The following is a 19,448-nucleotide window of genomic DNA, read 5'->3' as shown; positions in this document are numbered from 1 at the left end:
TCAGTGCCCCGCCAGTGCAATCGGCGTCGGATGAGCCAAGCCACCCCGGCACTTGAGCACCCGCACCCGGGCAGGTTTGGCCTCGACGGCCAGGCGCAGGGCGGCGGGCGAAGGGTTGATCGCTTCACTCAAGGCGCGCCAGGCAAACGCCAGGGTCTGCCCGGTTTCCGCGGCCACCTGCAAGCGACGCAAGGCGCGGTCATCCGCCTTGCGCGGCCAGCACAGCACCGCGCCGCAACTGCCGGAGCGCAGGCATTGTTCCACCGCCCACAGCACATCGCGCGCCTCGGCCTGGACCACCGACAGCTGGCGCAAATCCACCCCGGCGTTCTGCCAGGCGTGGGGGTACGGGGTGTAGGGCGGCGCCACCAGCACAATGCGCTCCCCCGCCGCCGATAATCGCGCCAGGGTCGGCAGCACCAGTTGCAGTTCGCCGATACCGTCCCTGGCCATCAGGATTTCGCTCAAGGCCGACTCCGGCCAGCCGCCCGTGGGCAGCACCGCATCCAGCGCCGCCAGCCCCGTAGGCTGCACGCTGGCCGGAGGCGCCACAGGCCGGCCTTTCCAGACGCGGCCGCCATTGAACAGCGTATCCAGTGCAACCACGGCGCCCATCAGCCTTGCCTCACCAAGCCGCAGAACACCCCTTCGATGGCCAGGTCCTGGTCGGGGCCTACCACGATAGGTTCGTACGCGGGGTTGCGCGGCAGCAGACGCACACGCTCGCCACTGCGTTCGAAACGCTTGATGGTGACTTCGCCGTCCAGGCGCGCCACCACAATCTGCCCGCTCAAGGCTTCGGCACTGCGGCGTACGCCCACCAGATCGCCGTCGAGGATGCCGTCTTCAATCATCGAATCGCCTTGCACCCGCAACAGATAATCCGGGGTTTTCGCGAAAGTGGCGGGGTCGAGTTGCAGGCGGCTGTGCACGTCGGCATCCGCGCCGATGGGCCGGCCGGCTGCCACTCGGCCGAGCACCGGGACATCCAGCCACTCCAGGCGCGGGGGCTGGTTGAGCAAACGAATGCCGCGCGCCTGGTTGGGGTTGACCTCGATGAAGCCGGCTTCGGCCAGGGCCACGACGTGCTTGCGCGCGACGCTGCGGGAGGCAAAGCCGAACGCCTCGGCGATCTCGGCGAGGCTGGGGGGTTGGCCTTGCTGCGCGATACGGTCGCGGATGAAGGTTAGGATGGCGGTGCGGCGGGGGGTCAGGGTCGTCATGGAGTACATTTGTACTCCTCTGGGAAATTTCTTACAAGAGCCGGTAGTCGGAGTTGGGGGGGGATGCAGATCAAACTGAGGGAGGCCCAGAAGCCGCCAAGCTCATCCCCCTCCCGCCATATGCTGCGCAATCCTGCCCCTCAACCACCGCTCCGCCGGGTCATTGTCATGCACCCCGCTCCACACCATCGACAACTCCGCCGCGTCGATCGCAAACGGCGGATCCTCTGCCCGCAGCGCCGTGCCCTCGGTCAACGCACACGCCGCATAGTCGGGCACCGTGGCAATAATCTGCGTACCGGCCAGCAGCGCCCGCAAGCCACTGAACTGCGGTACCGCCAGCACCACCCGCCGGGCACGGCCGATACGCGCCAGGTCCAGGTCGATGTTGCCGCTCAAGTCCCCGGAGAACGACACCATCGCATGGGGCCGCTCGCAGTACTCATCCAGGGTGAGCGGCGCCAACCCGTCATCCCCGCGCAGCACCTTGCAGGGAATGTCCCGCAGTTTCCTGCGCTTGGCATTCGCCGGCAGTTCAGTGGTGTAGCTCACGCCCACCGAGATCTCGCCACTGGCCAGTAACGCGGACATCAGCAGGTAATTGGCGCGGCGTACCACCACGATAATGCCCGGGGCTTCTTCGCGCAGTTGGCTGAGCAACGGCGGGAACAGGCCGAACTCGGCGTCGTCGGACAGACCGATGCGGAACACCGCACAGCTGGTGGAAGGGTCGAAATCCTTGGCGCGGCTGACTGCGCCTGAAATGGTGTCCATGGCCGGTTGCAGCTCCTTGAGTATCGCCACGGCGCGTGGCGTGGGCTCCATGCCCCGGCCGTTGCGCAGCAGCAACGGGTCGTCGAACAAATCTCGCAGCCGGCCCAATGCCGCACTCACCGCCGGTTGGCCCATGAAGAGCTTTTCGGCGACCCGGGTCAGGTTCTTCTCGAACATCAGCGCTTCGAAAATCACCAACAGGTTCATGTCGACGCGGCGCAGGTCATTGCGGTTCATGACGGTATCCAAACAGTTAGCAGGCTGCCAGCTAAGCAGGTAAGACGCCGCCTGGATTGCATGCCTGTGCTGTCTTTTTCGTGACCGAACCTGGCGAAATTAACAACGATTAACTCGCCAGCCAGACGGTGCGGCGCCAAAAATGAGCCGGTCTACACTGCATCCATTCACCGGGAACGCTCCCATCGACTGCGGATATTCGTCATGGCCCGACCTGCGTATTGTGCTCCTCGCTTATCCGCCACCGGCGGCCTGTGCCCCCGGCGCGAGCGAATCGCCAAGCAATTGATCCTCGCCAACCTCGGTGAAAGCCTGGCGATTGCCGACCTGGCCCAGGCCTGCGCCCTGTCGCGCAGCCATTTTTCCCGCGCGTTCAAGTGCACCACCGGGCTGTCGCCCCAGGAATGGATACGCCAGCAACGCATCCAGCGGGCCAAGGAGCTGATCACCGGTTCCTCCTTGAGCCTCACGCAAATCAGCCTGGAGTGCGGGTTTTGCGACCAGGCGCATTTCTGCCATATGTTCACGCGCAGCGAGGGCGTCAACCCGATGACCTGGCGAAATCACCAACTGCGTCACAAGCCTCGGGAGATCGCTGCCTAGTGGTCGGCACGCACCTGGAATATGCTGGCCGCTTACTTTTCCCAGAGCATGGCCACCCATGAGTGACCCACGCGACCAGGCCGTGCATTTCGGTCCTTACCGCATCCACCCGCGCCAGCGCCTGGTGCTGGAGGCCGGTCGCCCATTGCGCTTGGGACGGCGAGCCGTGGACATCCTGCTGATCCTGCTAGAGCAGGCCGGCACGGTGGTGAGCAAGCAGGAACTGATCGCCCGGGTCTGGCCCAAGAGCGTGGTGGAAGACGGCAACCTGCGGGTGCATATGGCGGCGCTGCGCAAGGCCCTGGGCGATGGCCAGGCCGGGCAGCGCTATATCGTTACGGTGGCCCAGCGTGGCTACAGTTTTGTGGCGCCACTGAGCATCGAGCCGATGAGCCTACCGACCGAAGGCGCCCCCCAACGCCCGAGCCACAACCTGCCGCTGCGACGCACGCGCATGCTTGGCCGCCAGGCCCTGATCGACAGCCTGGTACAGCAGCTGCCCGAGCAACGCTTTATCACCCTGACCGGCGCCGGCGGCATCGGCAAGACCACCGTCGCGTTGCGCGTTGCGGAATTGTTGATCGGACATTACCGCGACGGTATTCGCCTGCTGGACCTGGCACCTCTCAGCGCGCCGTCGATGATCCTGCCCAATCTCGCCGCGCTCCTCGACCTCACCCACACCGAGCATGAACCGTTGCCCGTGTTTGCACGCCGCCTGCAGGAGCACCAGTTGCTGCTGGTGATCGACAACTGCGAACACCTGCTGGACGACATCGCGCTGATCAGCGAGGCCCTGCTGCGCCACGCGCCCCAATTGCACATCCTCGCCACCAGCCGCGAAGCCTTGCGCGCCGAGGGCGAGTCGGTGCAGCGCCTGGAACCCCTGGCCTGCCCGCCCGCCACCGGTAACCGCGCCCAGGCCCTGGGTTATCCGGCCCTGCAACTGCTGATCGAGCGGGCCATGTCCCATCAGGACAGCTTCGAACTGAGCGAAGCCGAACTGCCCCTGGCCATTGATATCTGCCAACGCCTGGACGGCATCCCCCTGGCAATCGAGTTGGTGGCCGCACAGATCGAGCGCTTCGGGCTGCCCGGCCTGCTGGTGCAGATGGAAGACAACTTTCGCCTGCTCACCCGTGGCCGACGCAGCGCCCTGCCCCGCCATCAAACCTTGCGTGCCACCCTGGACTGGAGCTTCGAATTGCTCACCGGCTGCGAGCAAATCTGCCTGCGTCGCCTGGCGGTGTTCCGCGGTGGTTTCAGCCTGGCCAGTGCAGCGGCGGTAATCGCCGGGCAACAGGTTGCACCGGCCGAGGTGCTGGGTTCGATCACCCAGCTGGTGGCGAAATCCCTGCTCACGGTGGAGGCCGGGGATGACGAGGTGGTCTACCGCCTGCTGGACATCACCCGCACCTATGCCCTGGAAAAACTCAGCGTCGCCAATGAACTCGATGCCACCCGTGAACACCACGCCAAGCGCTGCCTGGTGCTGATGAACCAGGCGCAGGACGATTGGGAACAGACCGCCACCCAAACCTGGATCGACCGCTATGCCCCGCTGCGCGAAGACATTCGTGCCGCCCTCGACTGGGGCCTGGGCGACCAGGGTGCGCACCTGCTGGGCATTCGTCTCACCGTCAGCGCCATGCCGTTGTGGCAGGAGCTGTCGCTGCTGCGCGAACACGGCCTGTACGTGGGCAAGGCCCTGGCGCGACTGGGGCAATCGAGCACGCCGAGCCCGCACTTGAACATGGCCTTGCAGTTGGCCTTCGGCAGTTTTTCCTATCACACCCAGGGCGGTACGCCGCAGACCATCGAAGCCTTTGCCCTTGCGCGGCGCCTGGCCGAAGCCGACAGCAACCTGGTTGGCCAACTGCGCGCGGTGTCGGGGCAAATGGCGGTCAGCCTGTGCGGCGGCAACTACCGCGAGGCCCTGGAGCAAAGCCTGCATTTCGACCGGTTGGGGCCGCAGGCCGAGCCGTTGCTGGCCCTCAGCGCCCAACGCCTGAGGGTGCTGGCGCAGCACTTCGCCGGCAACCAGGTGCTGGCGCAGCAGAATGCCGAACAGGTGATCCAGCGCATGGCCCAGAGCGGCCATCTCAACCGGTTTACCCACGGCTTTGGCGTGCAGTACGACCAGAGCGTGGCCTCGTTGACCATCCTCGCGCGCATCCTGTGGCTGCGCGGTTTTCCCGAGCGTGCGTGGCGCACCGCCAGCCAGGCGCTGGAGCTGGCGTTGCAGATCAACCACGGCACGTCGATTTGCTACACCCTGGCCCTGGCCGGGGTGGTCATCGCCCATTGCAACGGCGACACCCTCACGGCCCGCGACCGTTTGGACCTCCTCCTGCAACAGGCGCAAAAGCATTCGGTGCAGTTGTTCCACACCTGGGCGCAATGCTACGAAGGCACGGCGCAGATCGCCGATATGCAGGGATTGGGGCTGGTCGCAGACATCCTGGTGACCTTCAACGCCCGTGCAGTGGATGAGGCCTTGTTCGAACGCGCCCGGAGCGGTGCGGCCGGCTGGTGCAGCCCGGAAATCCTGCGCGTGCGCGCCGAGGCCATGGCCGATCCCCAAGGGGCTGAGGCGCTGCTGCTCGAAGCCCTGGAGTTGGCACACCAGCAAGGCGCGCTGGCCTGGGAGCTGCGCTGTGCAGACTCGTTGGCGCGGCTGTGGCAACAGCAGGGTCGTGTGCAGGCCGCCCGCGACCTGCTGGGTTCGGTCTACGCGCGATTCAGCGAAGGCTTCGCCACCCAGGATCTAGTCCGCGTACGCCGCCTGCTCGACGAGCTGCAGGACAAACGGCCGGCCTGAGAACGTCCCCAGGTAATGCCCATAGCCCTGCTGCAAACGCGCCACCTGCTGCGGGTTGCGCAGGAGTGCCAGGCCATAGCTGCGCGTGCTGTTGAGCAGACGATAGCGTGGATAACCCGGACCGGGTTCGAGGCTCAACAGCGAGGTGCCGACCAGCCGCCCGAGCAGGTACGACAAATCGGCGTGCTCCAGCTCGGTGCCGGCCACCAGCTTACCCAGGGTGGGCAAGGTCACGGCCATCTTGAACAGGCTCAGTTGCAGGAACAGCCAGCGCTCCGGCAGGCTCAGGCGCTCGTAGGTCCAGTCCAGGGCGGCGGTCAGGGATTGATGGCGCTCCACCGCAGTGCGGCGGCCCCGGGTCAGTACCTGCACTCCACTGTGCAACTGCGCCTGTAGACCGCGCACGCCCAGCGCGTCCACTTGGGCGGCCGCCAGTTCAAGGGCCAGGGGAATACCGTCGAGGCGCCGGCAGATGTCCCGCAACGGCGCCAGGTCCTGTCGGCGCAACACAAAGCCCTGTTGGCCGGCACACGCCCGGGCGACGAACAGTTGCACGGCGGGGAACGCCATCGCCTGTTCAACACTGCCCAGCGCCGACGGTGCCGGTACGCCCAGCGGGGGGACGCGCAGCACCCATTCGCCTGGGGCCTGTAACGCTTCGCGACTGCTGACCAGCACGCTGACCTGGGGCGCATTTTCGCGCAGCGCCCACAAAAGATGGCGACAGGCACCGAGCAGCAGGTCGGCACCGTCGAGTACCAGCAGCAATTGCCGGGAGACCAACTGGCGGCACAACTCAGTGACACTCCCGCTGGGTTCCAGGTGCAGGATCGTGGCCAGGTGGCGCAGCATCATCAGCGGCGCCTCCACCGTGGCCAGGTCGACCCACCACACACCGTCGCGGTAGCGCGGCAACACGCGCTCGGCCAGGGCCAGGGCCAAGGTGCTCTTGCCCACGCCGGCGCAACCGGTCAGGGTCATCAGGCGCTGCCCGGACACACGCCGCACCAGCACGCCCAGCAGTTCATCGCGACCGATCAGCGGGCTGAGCCGGGGGGCAAGGTTATGCCGGGGCAGCACCGCGGCAGCCGCGACCCGCACGGGGGCGGCGAAGCAGTAACCGCGCTGGGGGTCGTTGATAATCAAGCGTTGCCCGTCAAGGGCACGGCGCAGTGCAGCGATGTGCACCCGCAGGTTGTTCTCTTCCACCACGCTGCACGGCCAGACCCGCTCGATCAGGGTGGCCTTGCTGATAAATTGCCCTGGCGACTCCAGCAGCACCGCCAGAATATCCAATGCCCGCCCGCCCAGCGGCACCGGCCAACCCGCCTTGCTCACCAGTCGCTGCTGCCGATGAAAGGCATAGTCACCGAAGCGCACCGTGCTATCCGCGTCAATCGCCTGAGGCATATTCATGTCTGCAATCGCGCTGGAACACCCGGTCTTGGGCTTCCGCGCATCCTTTTCCATGGGCTCGACGTTATCTTGCCAGCTACCCGTGACAGGGCAATGCTGGCACGGGGAGCGATACGGACAATCGGGTGCGCGAGACGGACATCCTGTCGTTAACTGAACTGCTGGCGATATTGGGTCGGGTTGAGGCCGAGTTTTTCACTGAATAGAAAGCGCATGTGCCGCACGCTGCCGAAGCCTGCGTGGAACGCCACGGTCTTGAGCGGCAGGTCGGTGGTTTCCAGCAGTTGCCGGGCGCGGTCGATGCGCGCGCCCTGCAGGAAGGCCATGGGCGTCATCTGTACGTCCTTGGCGAACAACCGGGCAAAGTGGCGCGGGCTCATGCCGGCCAGTTCGGCCATGGACTCGATGGTGAAGGGCTGGTCCAGATGGGCGAGCACATGGTTCTGCACGCGGGTGATCGCGGTTTCCTGGGGTGCCACGGACGCGGTCATCGGGCTGAACTGGGCCTGGCCGCCCTGGCGCTTCATCACCACCAGCAGCACCTTGGCCACATCCACCGCCACTTGCTTGCCATGGTCCTGGGCGACGATCGACAGCGCCAGGTCGATACCGGCGGTGACCCCGCCCGAGGTAATCAACCGCCCGTCCTGCAGGTAGATGCGATCCGTCTCGACGATGGCCTTGGGGAAGGCCTTGATCAGGCGCTCGGTGTAGTGCCAGTGGGTGGTCACGCGGCGTTCGTCGAGCAGCCCGGCGTGGCCCAGCACAAAGGCGCCGGTGCAGATCGAGCCGAAGCGCCGCGCCCGTGGCGCCGCCGCCTTGAGCCAGGGCAGCAGCGCCGGATGGCATTCGTTATAGGCACCCGGGCCACCGGGCACCAGCAGCAGGTCATAAGCCGCCTGGGCCTGGTCCAGCAGCAGGTCGGCCTGGACCAGCACCCCATTGGAGGCGCGCAACGGCCCGGGCTCGGTACCCAGGGTGAGGATCTGGTAATGCTCCGCCGCCGGCAGGTAGCGGTTGGCAATGGAAAACACTTCGAGCGGCCCGGCCATGTCAAGCAGGAGGAAGTCCGGGAACAGCGCCATGGCCACGGTTTTCATACGGGAAGCATCCATCGAGGGTAAGAAAGCGAAAGGCATTATGGCATGCCCTTCACTGTCAATCTCAAGGAGACAGTTATTCAGATTTCATCTTCTTAATGAATATTTCGGTTACCAGTAACCTTCTTCTCAACGCAAGCGCCCTGCATCTCGCAGCCCGCGCTCACTTGAGGACACCACCATGCTGACCCTTCGCAAAGCTTCCGAACGCGGCGCCGCCAATCACGGTTGGTTGAAGTCGTTCCACACCTTCTCGTTCGCCAACTATTGGAACCCCGATGAACAGGGTTTTTCCGACCTGCTGGTGATCAACGACGACCGCGTCGCGGCCGGCAAAGGCTTCGGCCAGCACCCGCACCGCGACATGGAGATTTTCTCCTATGTGCTTGAAGGCGCCCTGGAACACAAGGACACCTTGGGCACCGGTTCGGTGATCCGCCCCGGCGATGTGCAACTGATGAGCGCCGGCAGCGGCGTAGCCCACAGCGAGTTCAACCACAGCCAGACCCGTGGCGTGCACTTCCTGCAAATCTGGATCGTACCCGCCGTGGCCGGTGCCGAACCGCGCTATCAACAGGAGCACTTCAGCGCGGCGCAGAAACAAGGGCGCCTGCAACTGATCATCTCGCCGGACGGCAGCGACGGCTCCCTGACCGTGCGCCAGGACGCCCGGGTGTACGCCGGGCTGTTCAACGGCGACGAAGCCGCGACCCTCGACCTGCCGCCGGATCGCCACGTGTATATCCATGTGGCTCGGGGCAGCGTGGACATCAACGGCCAGCGCTTGCAGGAAGGCGACGGTGCCCGAGTGCGCGATGAGCGGCAAATCCGCCTGAGCCAGGGCCAGGATGCCGAGGTGCTGGTGTTCGACCTGCGCCCCCAGGAACGGCCACAGATGCCGTGACCGGCGCGGCGATGGCCCTTTGAAACGGGCCATCGCTGGCATCGATAGTCACCATCAGCCCAATGAAGTTCTCTTAAAAAATGCAACGCGTAACATCAAACCCATACCCGGCAACACCCAACTAAAACACTTGGAGCACATCCTCATGAAACGCCAAATCTTGCTTAGCCTCGCTTTCTCGGTACTCGCTGCAAACGCATTTGCCCACCCTGTCGTTGCTGAAGGCGGCGCGGATCGCCTGATCGAAAGTCGTGTTGCCGAAGGCGGGGCTGACCGTCTGCAAGGCAATCGTGTAGCCGAAGGCGGTGCCGATCACTTGCAGGAACGTGGGCTGGCCGAAGGCGGTGCCGACCGTCTGCAGGAACGTGGTCTGGCCGAAGGCGGTGCCGACCGTCTGCAGGAGCGTGGCCTGGCCGAAGGCGGTGCCGACCGTCTGCAGGAGCGTGGCCTGGCCGAAGGCGGTGCCGACCGTCTGCAGGAACGTGGCCTGGCCGAAGGCGGTGCCGACCGTCTGCAGGAGCGTGGCCTGGCCGAAGGCGGTGCCGATCGCCTGCTGGACAACCACGCTTGATACCGCAGCGTTTGCGAGATCCCCAAACCGGCCTGATCAGCCGGTTTTTTTTCGTCTGCATTATCAGAGAAGTCACCGAATTGCGCTTTCCTGCGCAAATAAGTCATTTACGGACCTACCATGGCCGACTCCAGGTCCTTAAAGTGCTGCCACTGAGCAATTGACGGGCGTACTTATGAATCTCTGGTTGCGTTTGCTGTACATGCTCTGCCGCCGCCCATGGCGAACCCCCGCCCACGGCCTGGCCACCACGGTGGTGCGCATGCGGGTGTGGCCCCTGGACCTGGATATCAACCGGCATGTCACCAATGGCCGGTACTTTTCACTGGCGGATGTCGCGCGCATGGATTTCGTCTTGCGTACCGGTGCCTTTCGCGTCGCACTGCGCCACAAGGCCCTGCCCATCGTGGGCGACACCTGGGGCAAGTTTCGACGGGAGTTGAAGCTGTTCGAGGTGTTCGAGGTGCACACCCGCATGCTGGGCTGGGACGCGAAGTGGAGCCTGATGGAACACCGTTTTATCAGTCGCGGTCGCGTAGTCGGCGTGGTGGTGATGCGTGGGCTGTTCCGCTCGGCCAAGGGCACTTTGCCTCCGGGTGAGTTCGTGCGGGAACTGGGTCTGGACGAGGCATCACCGCCGATGCCGCAATGGTTGATCGACTGGGCGCAGAGTTGCGATGACATGAGCGTGCAGTTGCGGGAAGAGGAATTGACCTGAGGATGCCAGCGTCCCAGCCCCTGTTAGCGCCGCATAAATGGGCAAGGCTTAAACCCCGCCCCGCTCAAAAAATCGTTAGGGCTAAAATACTTACCGCGCATTACAAATTTGCACTAGCCTATGTGTAAGTTCAGGTAAAGATCCTCGAAACAACCGCCTCCCCCCTCGCTTCGCCATCAAAAATAACGTGATGAATGTTAAAATTTGTCACGTTTGAGCGTATTCAATTCGATTAGTATCTAAATGCTAGCGGCGATTGAACTGATGGCCTTGCATGCCAGAAAAGGGAGTAGGTGATGCATTTTTCCAATGTCCTCGCTATTGCACGGACCCCATCGAAGTCGGAGGACTTTCGGGCGCTGATAGTTCGCACTGTACCGAATGATTTAAAAATCGATACACGATGCTACGGGCAACTAACCGAGTCCCTGGAAAGTCATAAGCATTACCGCGCCATTATTATAGAAATTGATACACCCTCTGCCAGCAATCAGACCCTGGACATTATCAGAAAGACCCGCAGCGATAATCCGGGCTGCACGATATTCGTTGTCGTGACCTTTGCCTCCACACTGAGCAAGACAAAATATTATCTGGCCGGTGCTGACTATTGCATCAAAGCGCTGGAAACCTCACCCGAAAAAGAACTAAGCCTGTTTGATGCTTTTTTGAGTGAAAGCGCTCGACTGAAACGTTGTGGCCTGGTGCTGGATCAGGATCGCATGTGCATCTATGGCGACGGTAAAAAGCTGGAAATATCCTTCGTCGAGATGAAAGTTCTCGAAGCCCTTATTCAGAACAGACTGCTGAGTCACAATGAAATTGCGGCGGTCATGGGGCTTAACACCAAGTACTACGACTCCAGGGCACTGGAAAAGTCTATCAGTCGACTGCGCAGTAAGATCAAGGCGCACTACGGCGACAATATCATCCAGAACATCCGCGGCTACGGCTACAAACTCAGCAGCGGTCTTATTTGCGCCAGCCATTTCCAACGTTCCAGGGAGCGGTCGGACCGTGAATAACGAGCAACTATCACCCGCATACACGGTGGACTTCACACTGGCCCGGCAGGCCATCGTCGAGCGTACGCATGCTCTATGGGGCAGCGAAATCAGCGTAGTGGGCAGCGGCCACCGCGAGCAACTCGAGGTTGCTTACCGTGAGGCGCTGCAACGCAGCCACCCACGCCACAAAGCCCTCCAGCAGGTGGGCCACCGGCTTGTGAATATAGATCAGGCTGCCTTGATGAAGGAGCCTCTGGTCAAGGACATCATTGCAGCCGCCCACCTCCTGAAAACCCACGGCCAGACCTTGACACTCAGCCTCCATAACCCGCTGGGCGCACTCCCGGATCCTGCAGAGCGCCGAGGCATGGTGCGCCAACTGTATAAGCTCAAAGACCAGGGTTGTATCAAGCTGGCCTACAGTGGCTACACACTCGATACAACACGTGGCGACCTGTTGATCGAGCTGGACCTCTACGACTACATAAAAATGCCTTTCCCCGACTCCGCCCTCCGGCTGAGCCTGAACACGCGGTCGGGCCTGTTCGATCGGCTCTACGACCACATGCTTGAGCTGATCAATGCCACGGGGGTGCGTTTCATTGCCGACCATGTCGAGTTTTGCGACAGCGCAATGTTGGCTAAAAACCTGCCATTCAAATACTTTCAGGGCGGGTATTACGCCCCAGCTGATCGCTTATAAAAACCTGCCTCTCACTGATCTCGGTGGACACTATGAGCTCCCTCAAGAAATACGCCTTCACTCCGACACTCCCGGCTATCGCACTGCAGGACTTCACCCCCAGTGCAGAAACGTTCCACTACGATTTGAACGCGCTGGCGACGCACTCCATCACCTTGCTCTCACACCCTTTTAACGCCGCGCGGCAAGAAGCAAGAATGCCTACACCCAAGACTGCCGACGACCCGGGGGATCCCCACTCTCGTTCCATGGACATCGGCCTGGAAAGAACTCAACTGTATCCCCAGGATTTCTGGTTACTTACCCAGCATGACCGAACGCTGGTCAAAGGCGGCCTGCGCATTTCGCTGACCGCCATTGAGTCGGCCTTGATTAAAAAGATGCTGAACCACGAAGACCGTGTGGTCAGCAAAGAAGAACTGATCCGTAATATCGGGCGCGAGCCGGAATACTATCGCGGCTTGGAGATGTGCTTGAGTCGCCTGCAGGAAAAGTTCAAGCGGGCCAACGAAGGCGAACGTTTATTTCGCGCCGTCAGAAATCGCGGTTATTGCCTGACACAGAAAATCAAGAAGCCATTAGAGCCGACCCAAGCGCGCCGCTAAAATAATAAATACATCAGACCTTATCACGCACCCTGCCTACTACCACCCTCTTCTACCTGCCTTTTTATAACATCAGCGCCATAACAACATCCTTGCGACCTTGTTATAAGTCGTCAGCCACTGCCCCCCGCCGTTCATTACTATCCAAGGGTACGCGCGTGCGCGTGCCCGCCTGTTGATTAAACCCTGCCACCACGTGCGTGGTCACCACCGGGAGCAGAACTATGTTGAACAATACTAGAATGCATCGCAACCTGACCCCCAAGGGTTTAACGTTTTGGGGCCAGTGGACATTGGCATCGGGATTGGTGGTTACAGCGTTATTCATGTTGGTCTTTTTAAAGACCGGCCAACTTGAATACAACTACCGAGCGCTGGCCGCATTTACCATATTGGCATCCCTTCCGGCGTATAGCCTGTGTGACGTCTACAGTAAAAAAGATGACTACGGCGTGGGCCTGGGACGACTGTTCATGGGCTGGCTGCTGACCGTCGCAATAGTGTTTATCGTGGGCATGGCGTGCAATGCAAGTTCATTATTTCCTTGGGAAACCTTATTACTCTGGGCGGCAATCAGTTATCCGTTACTGGCCCTGTGCTATATCCCTTTACATAGCCTGTCCCGGTATTACCACCGCCAACTTCACGAGCGCCAAAAGTCATTGATCGTGGGTACCGGCAAGCTTGCCGTGGACCTGGCCAGAACCCTCTCCCGTCAAAAGCGTTCGCCCCTGGTGGGGCTCGTCGGCAACCCTGCCGGCGCCGCGGAGGGTGCGCAATCGCAGATCCTGGGCGAGCTGCCGCAACTGCCCCAATTGATCCGGCAACACGGTATCCGTCGGCTCTACATCACCCATTCATTGCAGGACGCCACCCACATTGAGGCGTTGTACCTCAACCTGCTGGAGATCAGCGTGGATGTAATCTGGGTGCCCGACCTCAATAACATGCTGCTGCTCAACCATTGCGTGGCCGAAGTGGATGGGCTGCCGGCGATCTACCTCAACGAAAGCCCGCTGACCAGCCGTCCCACCGCGGCGCTGAGCAAGTCGCTGCTGGACAAGAGCCTGGCTGCTCTGGCGATCATCGTGCTGAGCCCGTTGCTGCTGCTGGTCGCTCTGCTGATCAAGCTCACCTCCCCCGGCCCGGTGATCTTCAAGCAGGACCGCCACGGCTGGAATGGCGAGGTGATCAAGGTGTGGAAATTCCGCTCCATGCGTGTGCATGACGACCATGAGGTACGCCAGGCCAGTCGCAACGATTCACGCATTACGCCGGTGGGCCGGTTTATCCGGCGCACCTCCATCGACGAATTGCCGCAGCTGTTCAACGTGCTGCAAGGCCACATGGCACTGGTCGGCCCACGCCCCCATGCGATTGCACACAACGACTACTACTCGGGGAAAATCCGCGCCTACATGGCCCGCCACCGGATCAAACCCGGCATCACCGGCCTGGCACAGGTCAATGGCTGCCGGGGCGAGACCGAGACCCTGGAGAAGATGCAACAGCGCGTCGACATCGACCTGCGCTACATCAACACCTGGTCGCTGTGGCTGGACATCAAGATCCTGCTGAAGACGCCGTTTACGCTGCTGTCCAAGGACATCTACTGATAGCCGGCAATCAATACAGTTCAAATGTGGGAGGGGCTGCGTGGCAGCCCCAAAACCAGGCCCAGAGGAGTGCCTGATACACCGCATTCGTCTTCATCAGGGGCGCTTCGCCCCCCTACGCGGGACAAGCCCGCTCACCACAAAGGTCCCAGTTTGCTGCGCGACAACGCTAGGTCTATTCAGTGATCTTGTCGATGTTCTTGTAGAACAGCTCACTGTCGCGCCCATCGGTCATCGAATGCAGTGAGTAGGCGCGGTTCAAGCGTGCGCCGCCATCGCGGGTCAGCGGCGCCCATACCAGGTTGGCGCGCCGCATCGTCGACAGGCTCATCAACTCATCGAACGGAATGGACAGGTACAGGCCTTTGTCGAAGCTGCCTTCGCCGTACTCTGCGCTGGATGCAGTGGTGCGGGTGATCCACGCGCCAATCCGCACACCATTGTTGAATTCCCGCGACAGGTCCAGGGTCGCGCCCCAGTCCCTGGCCAGGTAGCGCCCCACACTCAAGGCGCCCTGAATGTTGAACGGCAGATCGGTATAGCCGGTGATATGCCCGGTGACGGTGCGGTAATTGCGCAAGCTGAAATCCTGCTCGAAACCGCGCTGGCGCACGTAGTTCAGGTCGGCCCCCAACGCCCAGCGCTGGCCCATCGGACGGTACAGCACTTCACTGCCGACACCGGCGTACATCGACTCCAGCAAACCACCGTAGACCATGCCGTAGAGGTCCTGGTCCAACTGCTGCGCATGGTTGAGCTGGAAGGTCGGCAGGGTCACATCGGAGGTGGTCATGTACCGGCGCAGGTCGGTCCGCACCCGGGGCAAGCCACTGGGCGCATCGTAGGTAAATCCGTCGTAGTTGTTCAGCAGGTTGACGCTGAGCAGGCCGCTCCACCAGGTAGTGCGGGTGAAACGATACTCGCCGTCAAGGTCGGCGGACACCTGGTAGAGCAAGCCATCCGGCCCGCCGACGTTCTGCTTGTAGCCCAGCCCCACACCATAGGTGAAGGGTTTGGGTGGCTGGGTGTACAGCACTGTCTGGCTGCGGTTGCTGGCGCGATTGACCTCGACCTGGCGATGCAGGTTCTGCAGGTCCTCGCGGTGGCTGACCACCTCGCGAAAGGTCTCGCGCGGCACGCTGGTTTCTTCGATCGGCATGGCGTAGCGCTCGCTCACCAGGGTGAACCAATCGATCTGGTCATTCACGCTGTTATCGAGAATCCGACTGGCGCGGCCCACCGCCTTGGCGCTGTAGAAATAGCGCTGCTGTTCGCCGTACACCAACAACTCCGGCCCGCGCTGGGTAATGCGCTGCACATTGTAGCCGGCATTGTCATGCAGGCGCCGGGATACGGCGGCCCAATCCACCTGGTCCATCGGCGTGGTCGGGGCCTTGGCAGGCAACTTGGGGGCCGGCGGGTCGTAGGTTTTTACCGGGGCCTTGCGGCTGACGAAATTGGTGTGCAGGGTGATGCCGAACATGGCGGTGTTGCCACGTTCCCAGGCGGCACTCACATCGATGGAGTCGGCCAGCTTGTAGACCAGGCCGAGGTTGATGGGCGAGTCCTGGCGCTGGTTGTTGTCGCGGGGTTCGTTCTGATAGTCGTTGCCCTCGTATTCCAGCTTGAGGCTCAGCGGTGCCCAGGGTGTCTGATAGGCAATCCCGCCGAACAACGCGGGCCGGCCGCGAAAGTAGCCGTTGGAAAAACTGCCGGAGCCTTCGGCGGTGGGCCGCTGGTTGAAACGATCATCCAAGGCGCCCAACGGGTTGCCGAAATCACCGCGACTGCCCAGGTACCCCCAGGCGATGCCGGCACTGAAATCCACGTCACCGTAGCGTTTGTTGGCCACCAGGTACTCGCTGGAAAACAACCCGGTGCCACCCAGGTCCATGAACCCCAGCGCCACCTCGGGCAGCCAGTGGCTTTCCTGATACAGGCGCACTTTGGCGTCGACCGCCTTGTCCTTATAGCTCTGGCCGCCGCTGAAGGACTCGGCGCCATAGGGGCGGTTGGTGATCGCAGTGTAGCGAAAGGTGCCCTCCAGCCAGTCCAGGGGTTGCGCCGAAAAACTGTAGCGGCTGTAGGGTTCGGTGCGGTTGGCATTCACGCTGAGTTCGCCGGCGGGCGCCATGCGGGCGGTGGGGGTTTGCAGCAGCCCGACGCCGCCGAAATCGCTTTGGGTGTAACGGGGATCGCCATGGGTGACGCCACAGGGCACCAGCAGCACGGCTGCAATACATAATTTCAAGGCGTGACCTCGGCCAGGGGTTGGGTGGCAAGAAACTCGGCCAGTTGCTGATTGAGCTCAGGGGTGGGCGGGTCCAGGTCGTCGCTGCGGATCGGCACCAGCAACGTACTGCCCGGCGCGGGAGGCGTGCCCTCCTCGCGATTCCATGCCGCGATACCCAGGCGCGTGACATGGCCGTCGGGCTGGATCAGCCACAGGTAATCGCGGTCCGCTTCCGCCAGGGCCGGACAGGCGTGGAGGTAATCGAGGGGCCGCTGCAGCGCCTGGAATGCCAACGTGCAGGCCGCGGCGACGGCCCCCACGACACGCACGCTGTCCGGCCTCGGCGGATAAACCAGGCGGTCGCCCTCACTGACCAGCGGGTTCGGCGCAAAGCCGACTTCCACCGCCACCGGATCCAGCATCGCCTGTTGGCGGCCGGTCACCGGCAAGGCCTGCACCTGTTGATAGAGCCGAGCCGCCACATGCGCGCGACCTTCGCGACCGGCCGCCAACGCCGCACGCTGCAGGGTTTGCAGGTCAAACAGCACACCGGCCTTGAGCCGTGCCTGCTGTGCCAGCAAGGGTTGGCGCAGCCAGGCCGCACCGAGCCAATAGCCCTGGGCATCCGGTTGCGACGCCGTGATCACATCCAGCAAGCGCGCCTCGGGCGCCAAGGGGATCGGCCCCGGATTGCGCACCTCGCCACTGACGGTCATCGCCGCCTGGGACACACTGGCGCCACTGCACAACAGCACCAGCGCGGCCAATTTTCGCAGCATCATGGGGCATCCTTGCGAGTCGGTTGCAGCTGAGTAATGGTGAGCGTCAGGTCGGGCGTCAGGTGCTGCTCGCTCTGCACGATAAAACCGTCGGTGGGGTCGACCCAGTAACGGTTACGCGCGTGAAAGCCGGGGGCCTCGATGTCTTCATCCACCCGCAGCAAGGCATAGGATTTGTCGAGAATCTCGACGCTCTCCAGCCCATGGCGCGTCATGCGGCTGTTGACCGTAACGCCCAGGCGATAGCCGTCCACCACGTCGATCTGGCGCGTGCTGCGATAGCCGTCCGGGACACGATGCAACCCTTGCTGGAACGGTGACCGGCCCTGCCAGCGCGTGCCATCCAGGTCAGTGCCCAGGCCCACCGTGCGCACCACCAGACCATCGCGCAGTAGCAGCACCTGTTTGCCGGACGCCACCCAGAACTGCAGGTCGTCACGCTGGCGGATCAACGCCATTACCCCTGCGCCGGACACCGTGGTGACCTTGATCTGGGGGAACGGCACCGCATCCACCTGGGCCTGGCTCAACACCAGCGGCGGCGGGCCGCCGACGGCAGCCTTGAAGGTATCCAGCGAGGCCTGCATCAGCGGATTGCAGCCAGCCAACAGCCACGCCAACCCCGCGTACGTACCGATTTTCAGACTGTTCACGCAGGTACCACCCTATCGGCTGCTGGCTTCGCTCAGGTTGTTCTGGGTGGATGCACCAATGCCGATGATCGACGCGGACGGCACCAGTTGGCTGATAAAGCGGTTCCAGCGCGTGATATTCGCCGGGCCGACAAACACCACGTCCTGGGGCTGCACATCAAAACGCGTGGCCAGGGCCATGGCCGAAGGGGAGCCGGCTTCCAGCTGGAACACCTTGGCCGGTTCCACATCAATGTTCTGCGCGCCGCGAATCACGTAGATGGCATCGGCGTTGGAGGTGTTCTGGTTGACCCCGCCCACTGAACCCAGCACGTCGGAGAGGTTCATGCTGCGGGTCTTGAAACTCAGCGCGCGGGGTTGCATCACCTCGCCCATCACGTAGATGCGCTTGCGGTCGTTGTAGGCCAGGTACAGCTGGTCGCCGTCCTTCAGGTAAATGTCATTCAGGCGCGACTGCTCAAGGTTGAGCGTGTCGAGGTCCAGGGTGTAGCGCTTGCCGCCACGGGTGAGGGTGAGGTTCGACAGGTCGGCGTTGATCGGGTCGATCCCGGCGGCGCCAAGGGCCTCGCTGACGTTCATGGCAATGGTGGTCAGGGGCACCGGCCCGGCCTTGATCACCGCGCCGCTGATCACCACTTTCTGGCTGGCAAAACGCAACACGCTGACATCCACCTGGGGGCTGTCGATGTACTGGCGCAGCTTGTCGGTGATCTCGCTGCGCAGCGCTTCAATGCTGCGACCCTTGGCAACCACCTCGCCGACGTAGGGGTAAAACAGGTTGCCCTCGGGGCTGACCAGGCGACCGTTGGCATCGATCTGCTGCTGCGGGCCGGACGGCGCGGTAAGTTCGGGGTGATCCCACACCGTGATATACAACGCATCATTGGCGCCGATCAAATACGGCCCGGGTTTATAACTCAATAGTTCTGCGGGGATGGAATAAGGCACATGACTTGCCGCGTCCATGGCCAATAACTTTGGGGTAATCGGAATTAAATCCACGCGACTGTTTTCAGGCCCGCCCTCTTCGGTCAGGGAGGCCGTGTCCATAGATTGACCCGGGGCAAACATGCAGCCTTGCAATAATGCAGCGGCCACGGCTGCAATAGAAAAAATACGCATCATAGTGCTAGGACACTCGCGATAGACGACAAGAAAAAAAGACCACTTGGGCGGGGATTCCAAGCGGTCTTAAAAGCGGAAGGTGTACGACTAGTTGCTGGTACCCGTAGTGCCGGTGGTGCCGGTAGTACCCGTGGTGGTGCCGCCATTGGAGCTGCCGCCGCTGTTGGAAACAGCGGCAACACCGGCAACCAGGGCAGCGCCGACCAACAACGATTGCCCCACCGTAACGGTTCCGGCCACTGTGGTATCAAGCCCCAACGGTAACTCGTCGGCCATCGCCGAAGTACTCAAGACACTGAGTACCAGAATAGCCAGTGATTTTCTCATTTCAGACTCCTTATCATCAGTGAGCAGGCAAAC

At 62.3% G+C, this 19,448-nt stretch carries 19 protein-coding genes; 9 read left to right on the top strand and 10 right to left on the bottom strand.

Annotation, left to right across the window (positions count from 1 at the left end; genetic code table 11):
* The 3 genes from imuA to BB029_RS29515 form a co-directional block, all read right to left on the bottom strand.
* Positions 1 to 615 carry a translesion DNA synthesis-associated protein ImuA gene (gene imuA / locus BB029_RS29525; protein ID WP_065941954.1) on the bottom strand — a complete coding sequence of 205 codons (615 nt, stop codon included), beginning with the start codon at positions 613 to 615 and terminating at the stop codon, positions 1 to 3.
* The gene (gene lexA, locus BB029_RS29520) at positions 615 to 1,232 is read right to left on the bottom strand and encodes a transcriptional repressor LexA (RefSeq protein ID WP_065941953.1); all 618 of its coding nucleotides are present in this window, start codon (positions 1,230 to 1,232) and stop codon (positions 615 to 617) included. Before lexA ends, imuA begins: the two co-directional genes overlap by 1 nt.
* Before the next feature lie 93 nt (positions 1,233 to 1,325).
* Positions 1,326 to 2,234: a LysR family transcriptional regulator gene (locus BB029_RS29515; RefSeq protein WP_065941952.1), complete on the bottom strand. Its 909-nt coding sequence runs from the start codon at positions 2,232 to 2,234 to the stop codon at positions 1,326 to 1,328.
* A 204-nt stretch (positions 2,235 to 2,438) separates the two neighbouring features.
* On the opposite strand from BB029_RS29515, the gene BB029_RS29510 reads away from it, so the two are divergent.
* Both BB029_RS29510 and BB029_RS29505 read left to right on the top strand, forming a co-directional pair.
* Complete coding sequence (locus BB029_RS29510) at positions 2,439 to 2,837, top strand: helix-turn-helix domain-containing protein (RefSeq protein WP_027608661.1); 399 nt, start codon at positions 2,439 to 2,441, stop codon at positions 2,835 to 2,837.
* Positions 2,838 to 2,895: 58 nt separating this feature from the next.
* A complete protein-coding gene (locus tag BB029_RS29505; protein WP_065941951.1) occupies positions 2,896 to 5,658 on the top strand; it encodes a winged helix-turn-helix domain-containing protein in 2,763 nt (920 codons plus the stop codon).
* Here the strand turns inward: BB029_RS29505 and BB029_RS29500 are convergent.
* Positions 5,605 to 7,128: a winged helix-turn-helix domain-containing protein gene (locus BB029_RS29500; protein ID WP_065941950.1), complete on the bottom strand. Its 1,524-nt coding sequence runs from the start codon at positions 7,126 to 7,128 to the stop codon at positions 5,605 to 5,607. The two genes, BB029_RS29505 and BB029_RS29500, sit on opposite strands and share 54 nt — an antisense overlap.
* Positions 7,129 to 7,223: 95 nt before the next feature.
* Entirely contained in the window at positions 7,224 to 8,174 is a 951-nt protein-coding gene (locus tag BB029_RS29495; protein WP_065941949.1) for a GlxA family transcriptional regulator, read from the bottom strand.
* Between the two features lie 181 nt (positions 8,175 to 8,355).
* Here BB029_RS29495 and BB029_RS29490 point away from each other — a divergent pair, with 181 nt between their 5' ends.
* The 7 genes from BB029_RS29490 (at position 8,356) to BB029_RS29460 (ending at position 14,298) form a co-directional block, all read left to right on the top strand.
* Positions 8,356 to 9,078 (top strand): pirin family protein, encoded by a 723-nt coding sequence (locus tag BB029_RS29490; RefSeq protein WP_027608665.1) that lies wholly within the window; start codon positions 8,356 to 8,358, stop codon positions 9,076 to 9,078.
* Positions 9,079 to 9,223: 145 nt separating this feature from the next.
* A complete protein-coding gene (locus BB029_RS29485) occupies positions 9,224 to 9,649 on the top strand; it encodes a hypothetical protein (protein ID WP_065941948.1) in 426 nt (141 codons plus the stop codon).
* A 175-nt stretch (positions 9,650 to 9,824) separates the two neighbouring features.
* Positions 9,825 to 10,367 (top strand): thioesterase family protein, encoded by a 543-nt coding sequence (locus BB029_RS29480; RefSeq protein ID WP_065941947.1) that lies wholly within the window; start codon positions 9,825 to 9,827, stop codon positions 10,365 to 10,367.
* Positions 10,368 to 10,663: 296 nt separating this feature from the next.
* The gene (locus BB029_RS29475; RefSeq protein ID WP_065941946.1) at positions 10,664 to 11,392 is read left to right on the top strand and encodes a winged helix-turn-helix domain-containing protein; all 729 of its coding nucleotides are present in this window, start codon (positions 10,664 to 10,666) and stop codon (positions 11,390 to 11,392) included.
* Positions 11,385 to 12,077 carry a hypothetical protein gene (locus BB029_RS29470; RefSeq protein ID WP_065941945.1) on the top strand — a complete coding sequence of 231 codons (693 nt, stop codon included), beginning with the start codon at positions 11,385 to 11,387 and terminating at the stop codon, positions 12,075 to 12,077. Before BB029_RS29475 ends, BB029_RS29470 begins: the two co-directional genes overlap by 8 nt.
* Positions 12,078 to 12,109: 32 nt before the next feature.
* Positions 12,110 to 12,682: a winged helix-turn-helix domain-containing protein gene (locus tag BB029_RS29465; protein ID WP_065941944.1), complete on the top strand. Its 573-nt coding sequence runs from the start codon at positions 12,110 to 12,112 to the stop codon at positions 12,680 to 12,682.
* A 224-nt stretch (positions 12,683 to 12,906) separates the two neighbouring features.
* A complete protein-coding gene (locus tag BB029_RS29460) occupies positions 12,907 to 14,298 on the top strand; it encodes an undecaprenyl-phosphate glucose phosphotransferase (RefSeq protein WP_065941943.1) in 1,392 nt (463 codons plus the stop codon).
* A 175-nt stretch (positions 14,299 to 14,473) separates the two neighbouring features.
* On the opposite strand, the gene BB029_RS29455 is transcribed toward BB029_RS29460, so the two are convergent.
* The 5 genes from BB029_RS29455 to BB029_RS29435 all read right to left on the bottom strand — a co-directional run bounded on the left by BB029_RS29455 (position 14,474) and on the right by BB029_RS29435 (position 19,415).
* Positions 14,474 to 16,549 carry a YjbH domain-containing protein gene (locus BB029_RS29455; protein WP_065941942.1) on the bottom strand — a complete coding sequence of 692 codons (2,076 nt, stop codon included), beginning with the start codon at positions 16,547 to 16,549 and terminating at the stop codon, positions 14,474 to 14,476.
* Positions 16,546 to 17,313, bottom strand: coding sequence for a capsule biosynthesis GfcC family protein (locus BB029_RS29450; protein WP_065941941.1), 768 nt, complete (start codon positions 17,311 to 17,313; stop codon positions 16,546 to 16,548). The genes BB029_RS29455 and BB029_RS29450 overlap by 4 nt, the downstream gene beginning before the upstream one ends.
* Complete coding sequence (locus BB029_RS29445; RefSeq protein WP_253490825.1) at positions 17,310 to 17,963, bottom strand: YjbF family lipoprotein; 654 nt, start codon at positions 17,961 to 17,963, stop codon at positions 17,310 to 17,312. Before BB029_RS29445 ends, BB029_RS29450 begins: the two co-directional genes overlap by 4 nt.
* Positions 17,964 to 17,975: 12 nt before the next feature.
* Positions 17,976 to 19,088, bottom strand: coding sequence for a polysaccharide biosynthesis/export family protein (locus BB029_RS29440; protein ID WP_083236516.1), 1,113 nt, complete (start codon positions 19,086 to 19,088; stop codon positions 17,976 to 17,978).
* 87 nt (positions 19,089 to 19,175) lie between these two features.
* Positions 19,176 to 19,415 (bottom strand): hypothetical protein, encoded by a 240-nt coding sequence (locus tag BB029_RS29435; protein WP_065941939.1) that lies wholly within the window; start codon positions 19,413 to 19,415, stop codon positions 19,176 to 19,178.
* Positions 19,416 to 19,448: the final 33 nt, after the last annotated feature.

This window comes from Pseudomonas sp. S3E12 (assembly GCF_001702295.1).
Classification (GTDB): Bacteria; Pseudomonadota; Gammaproteobacteria; order Pseudomonadales; family Pseudomonadaceae; genus Aquipseudomonas; species Aquipseudomonas marginalis.
The sequence above is the reverse complement of the archived record's forward strand: the minus strand, read 5'-3'. Positions and strand labels throughout refer to the sequence as shown.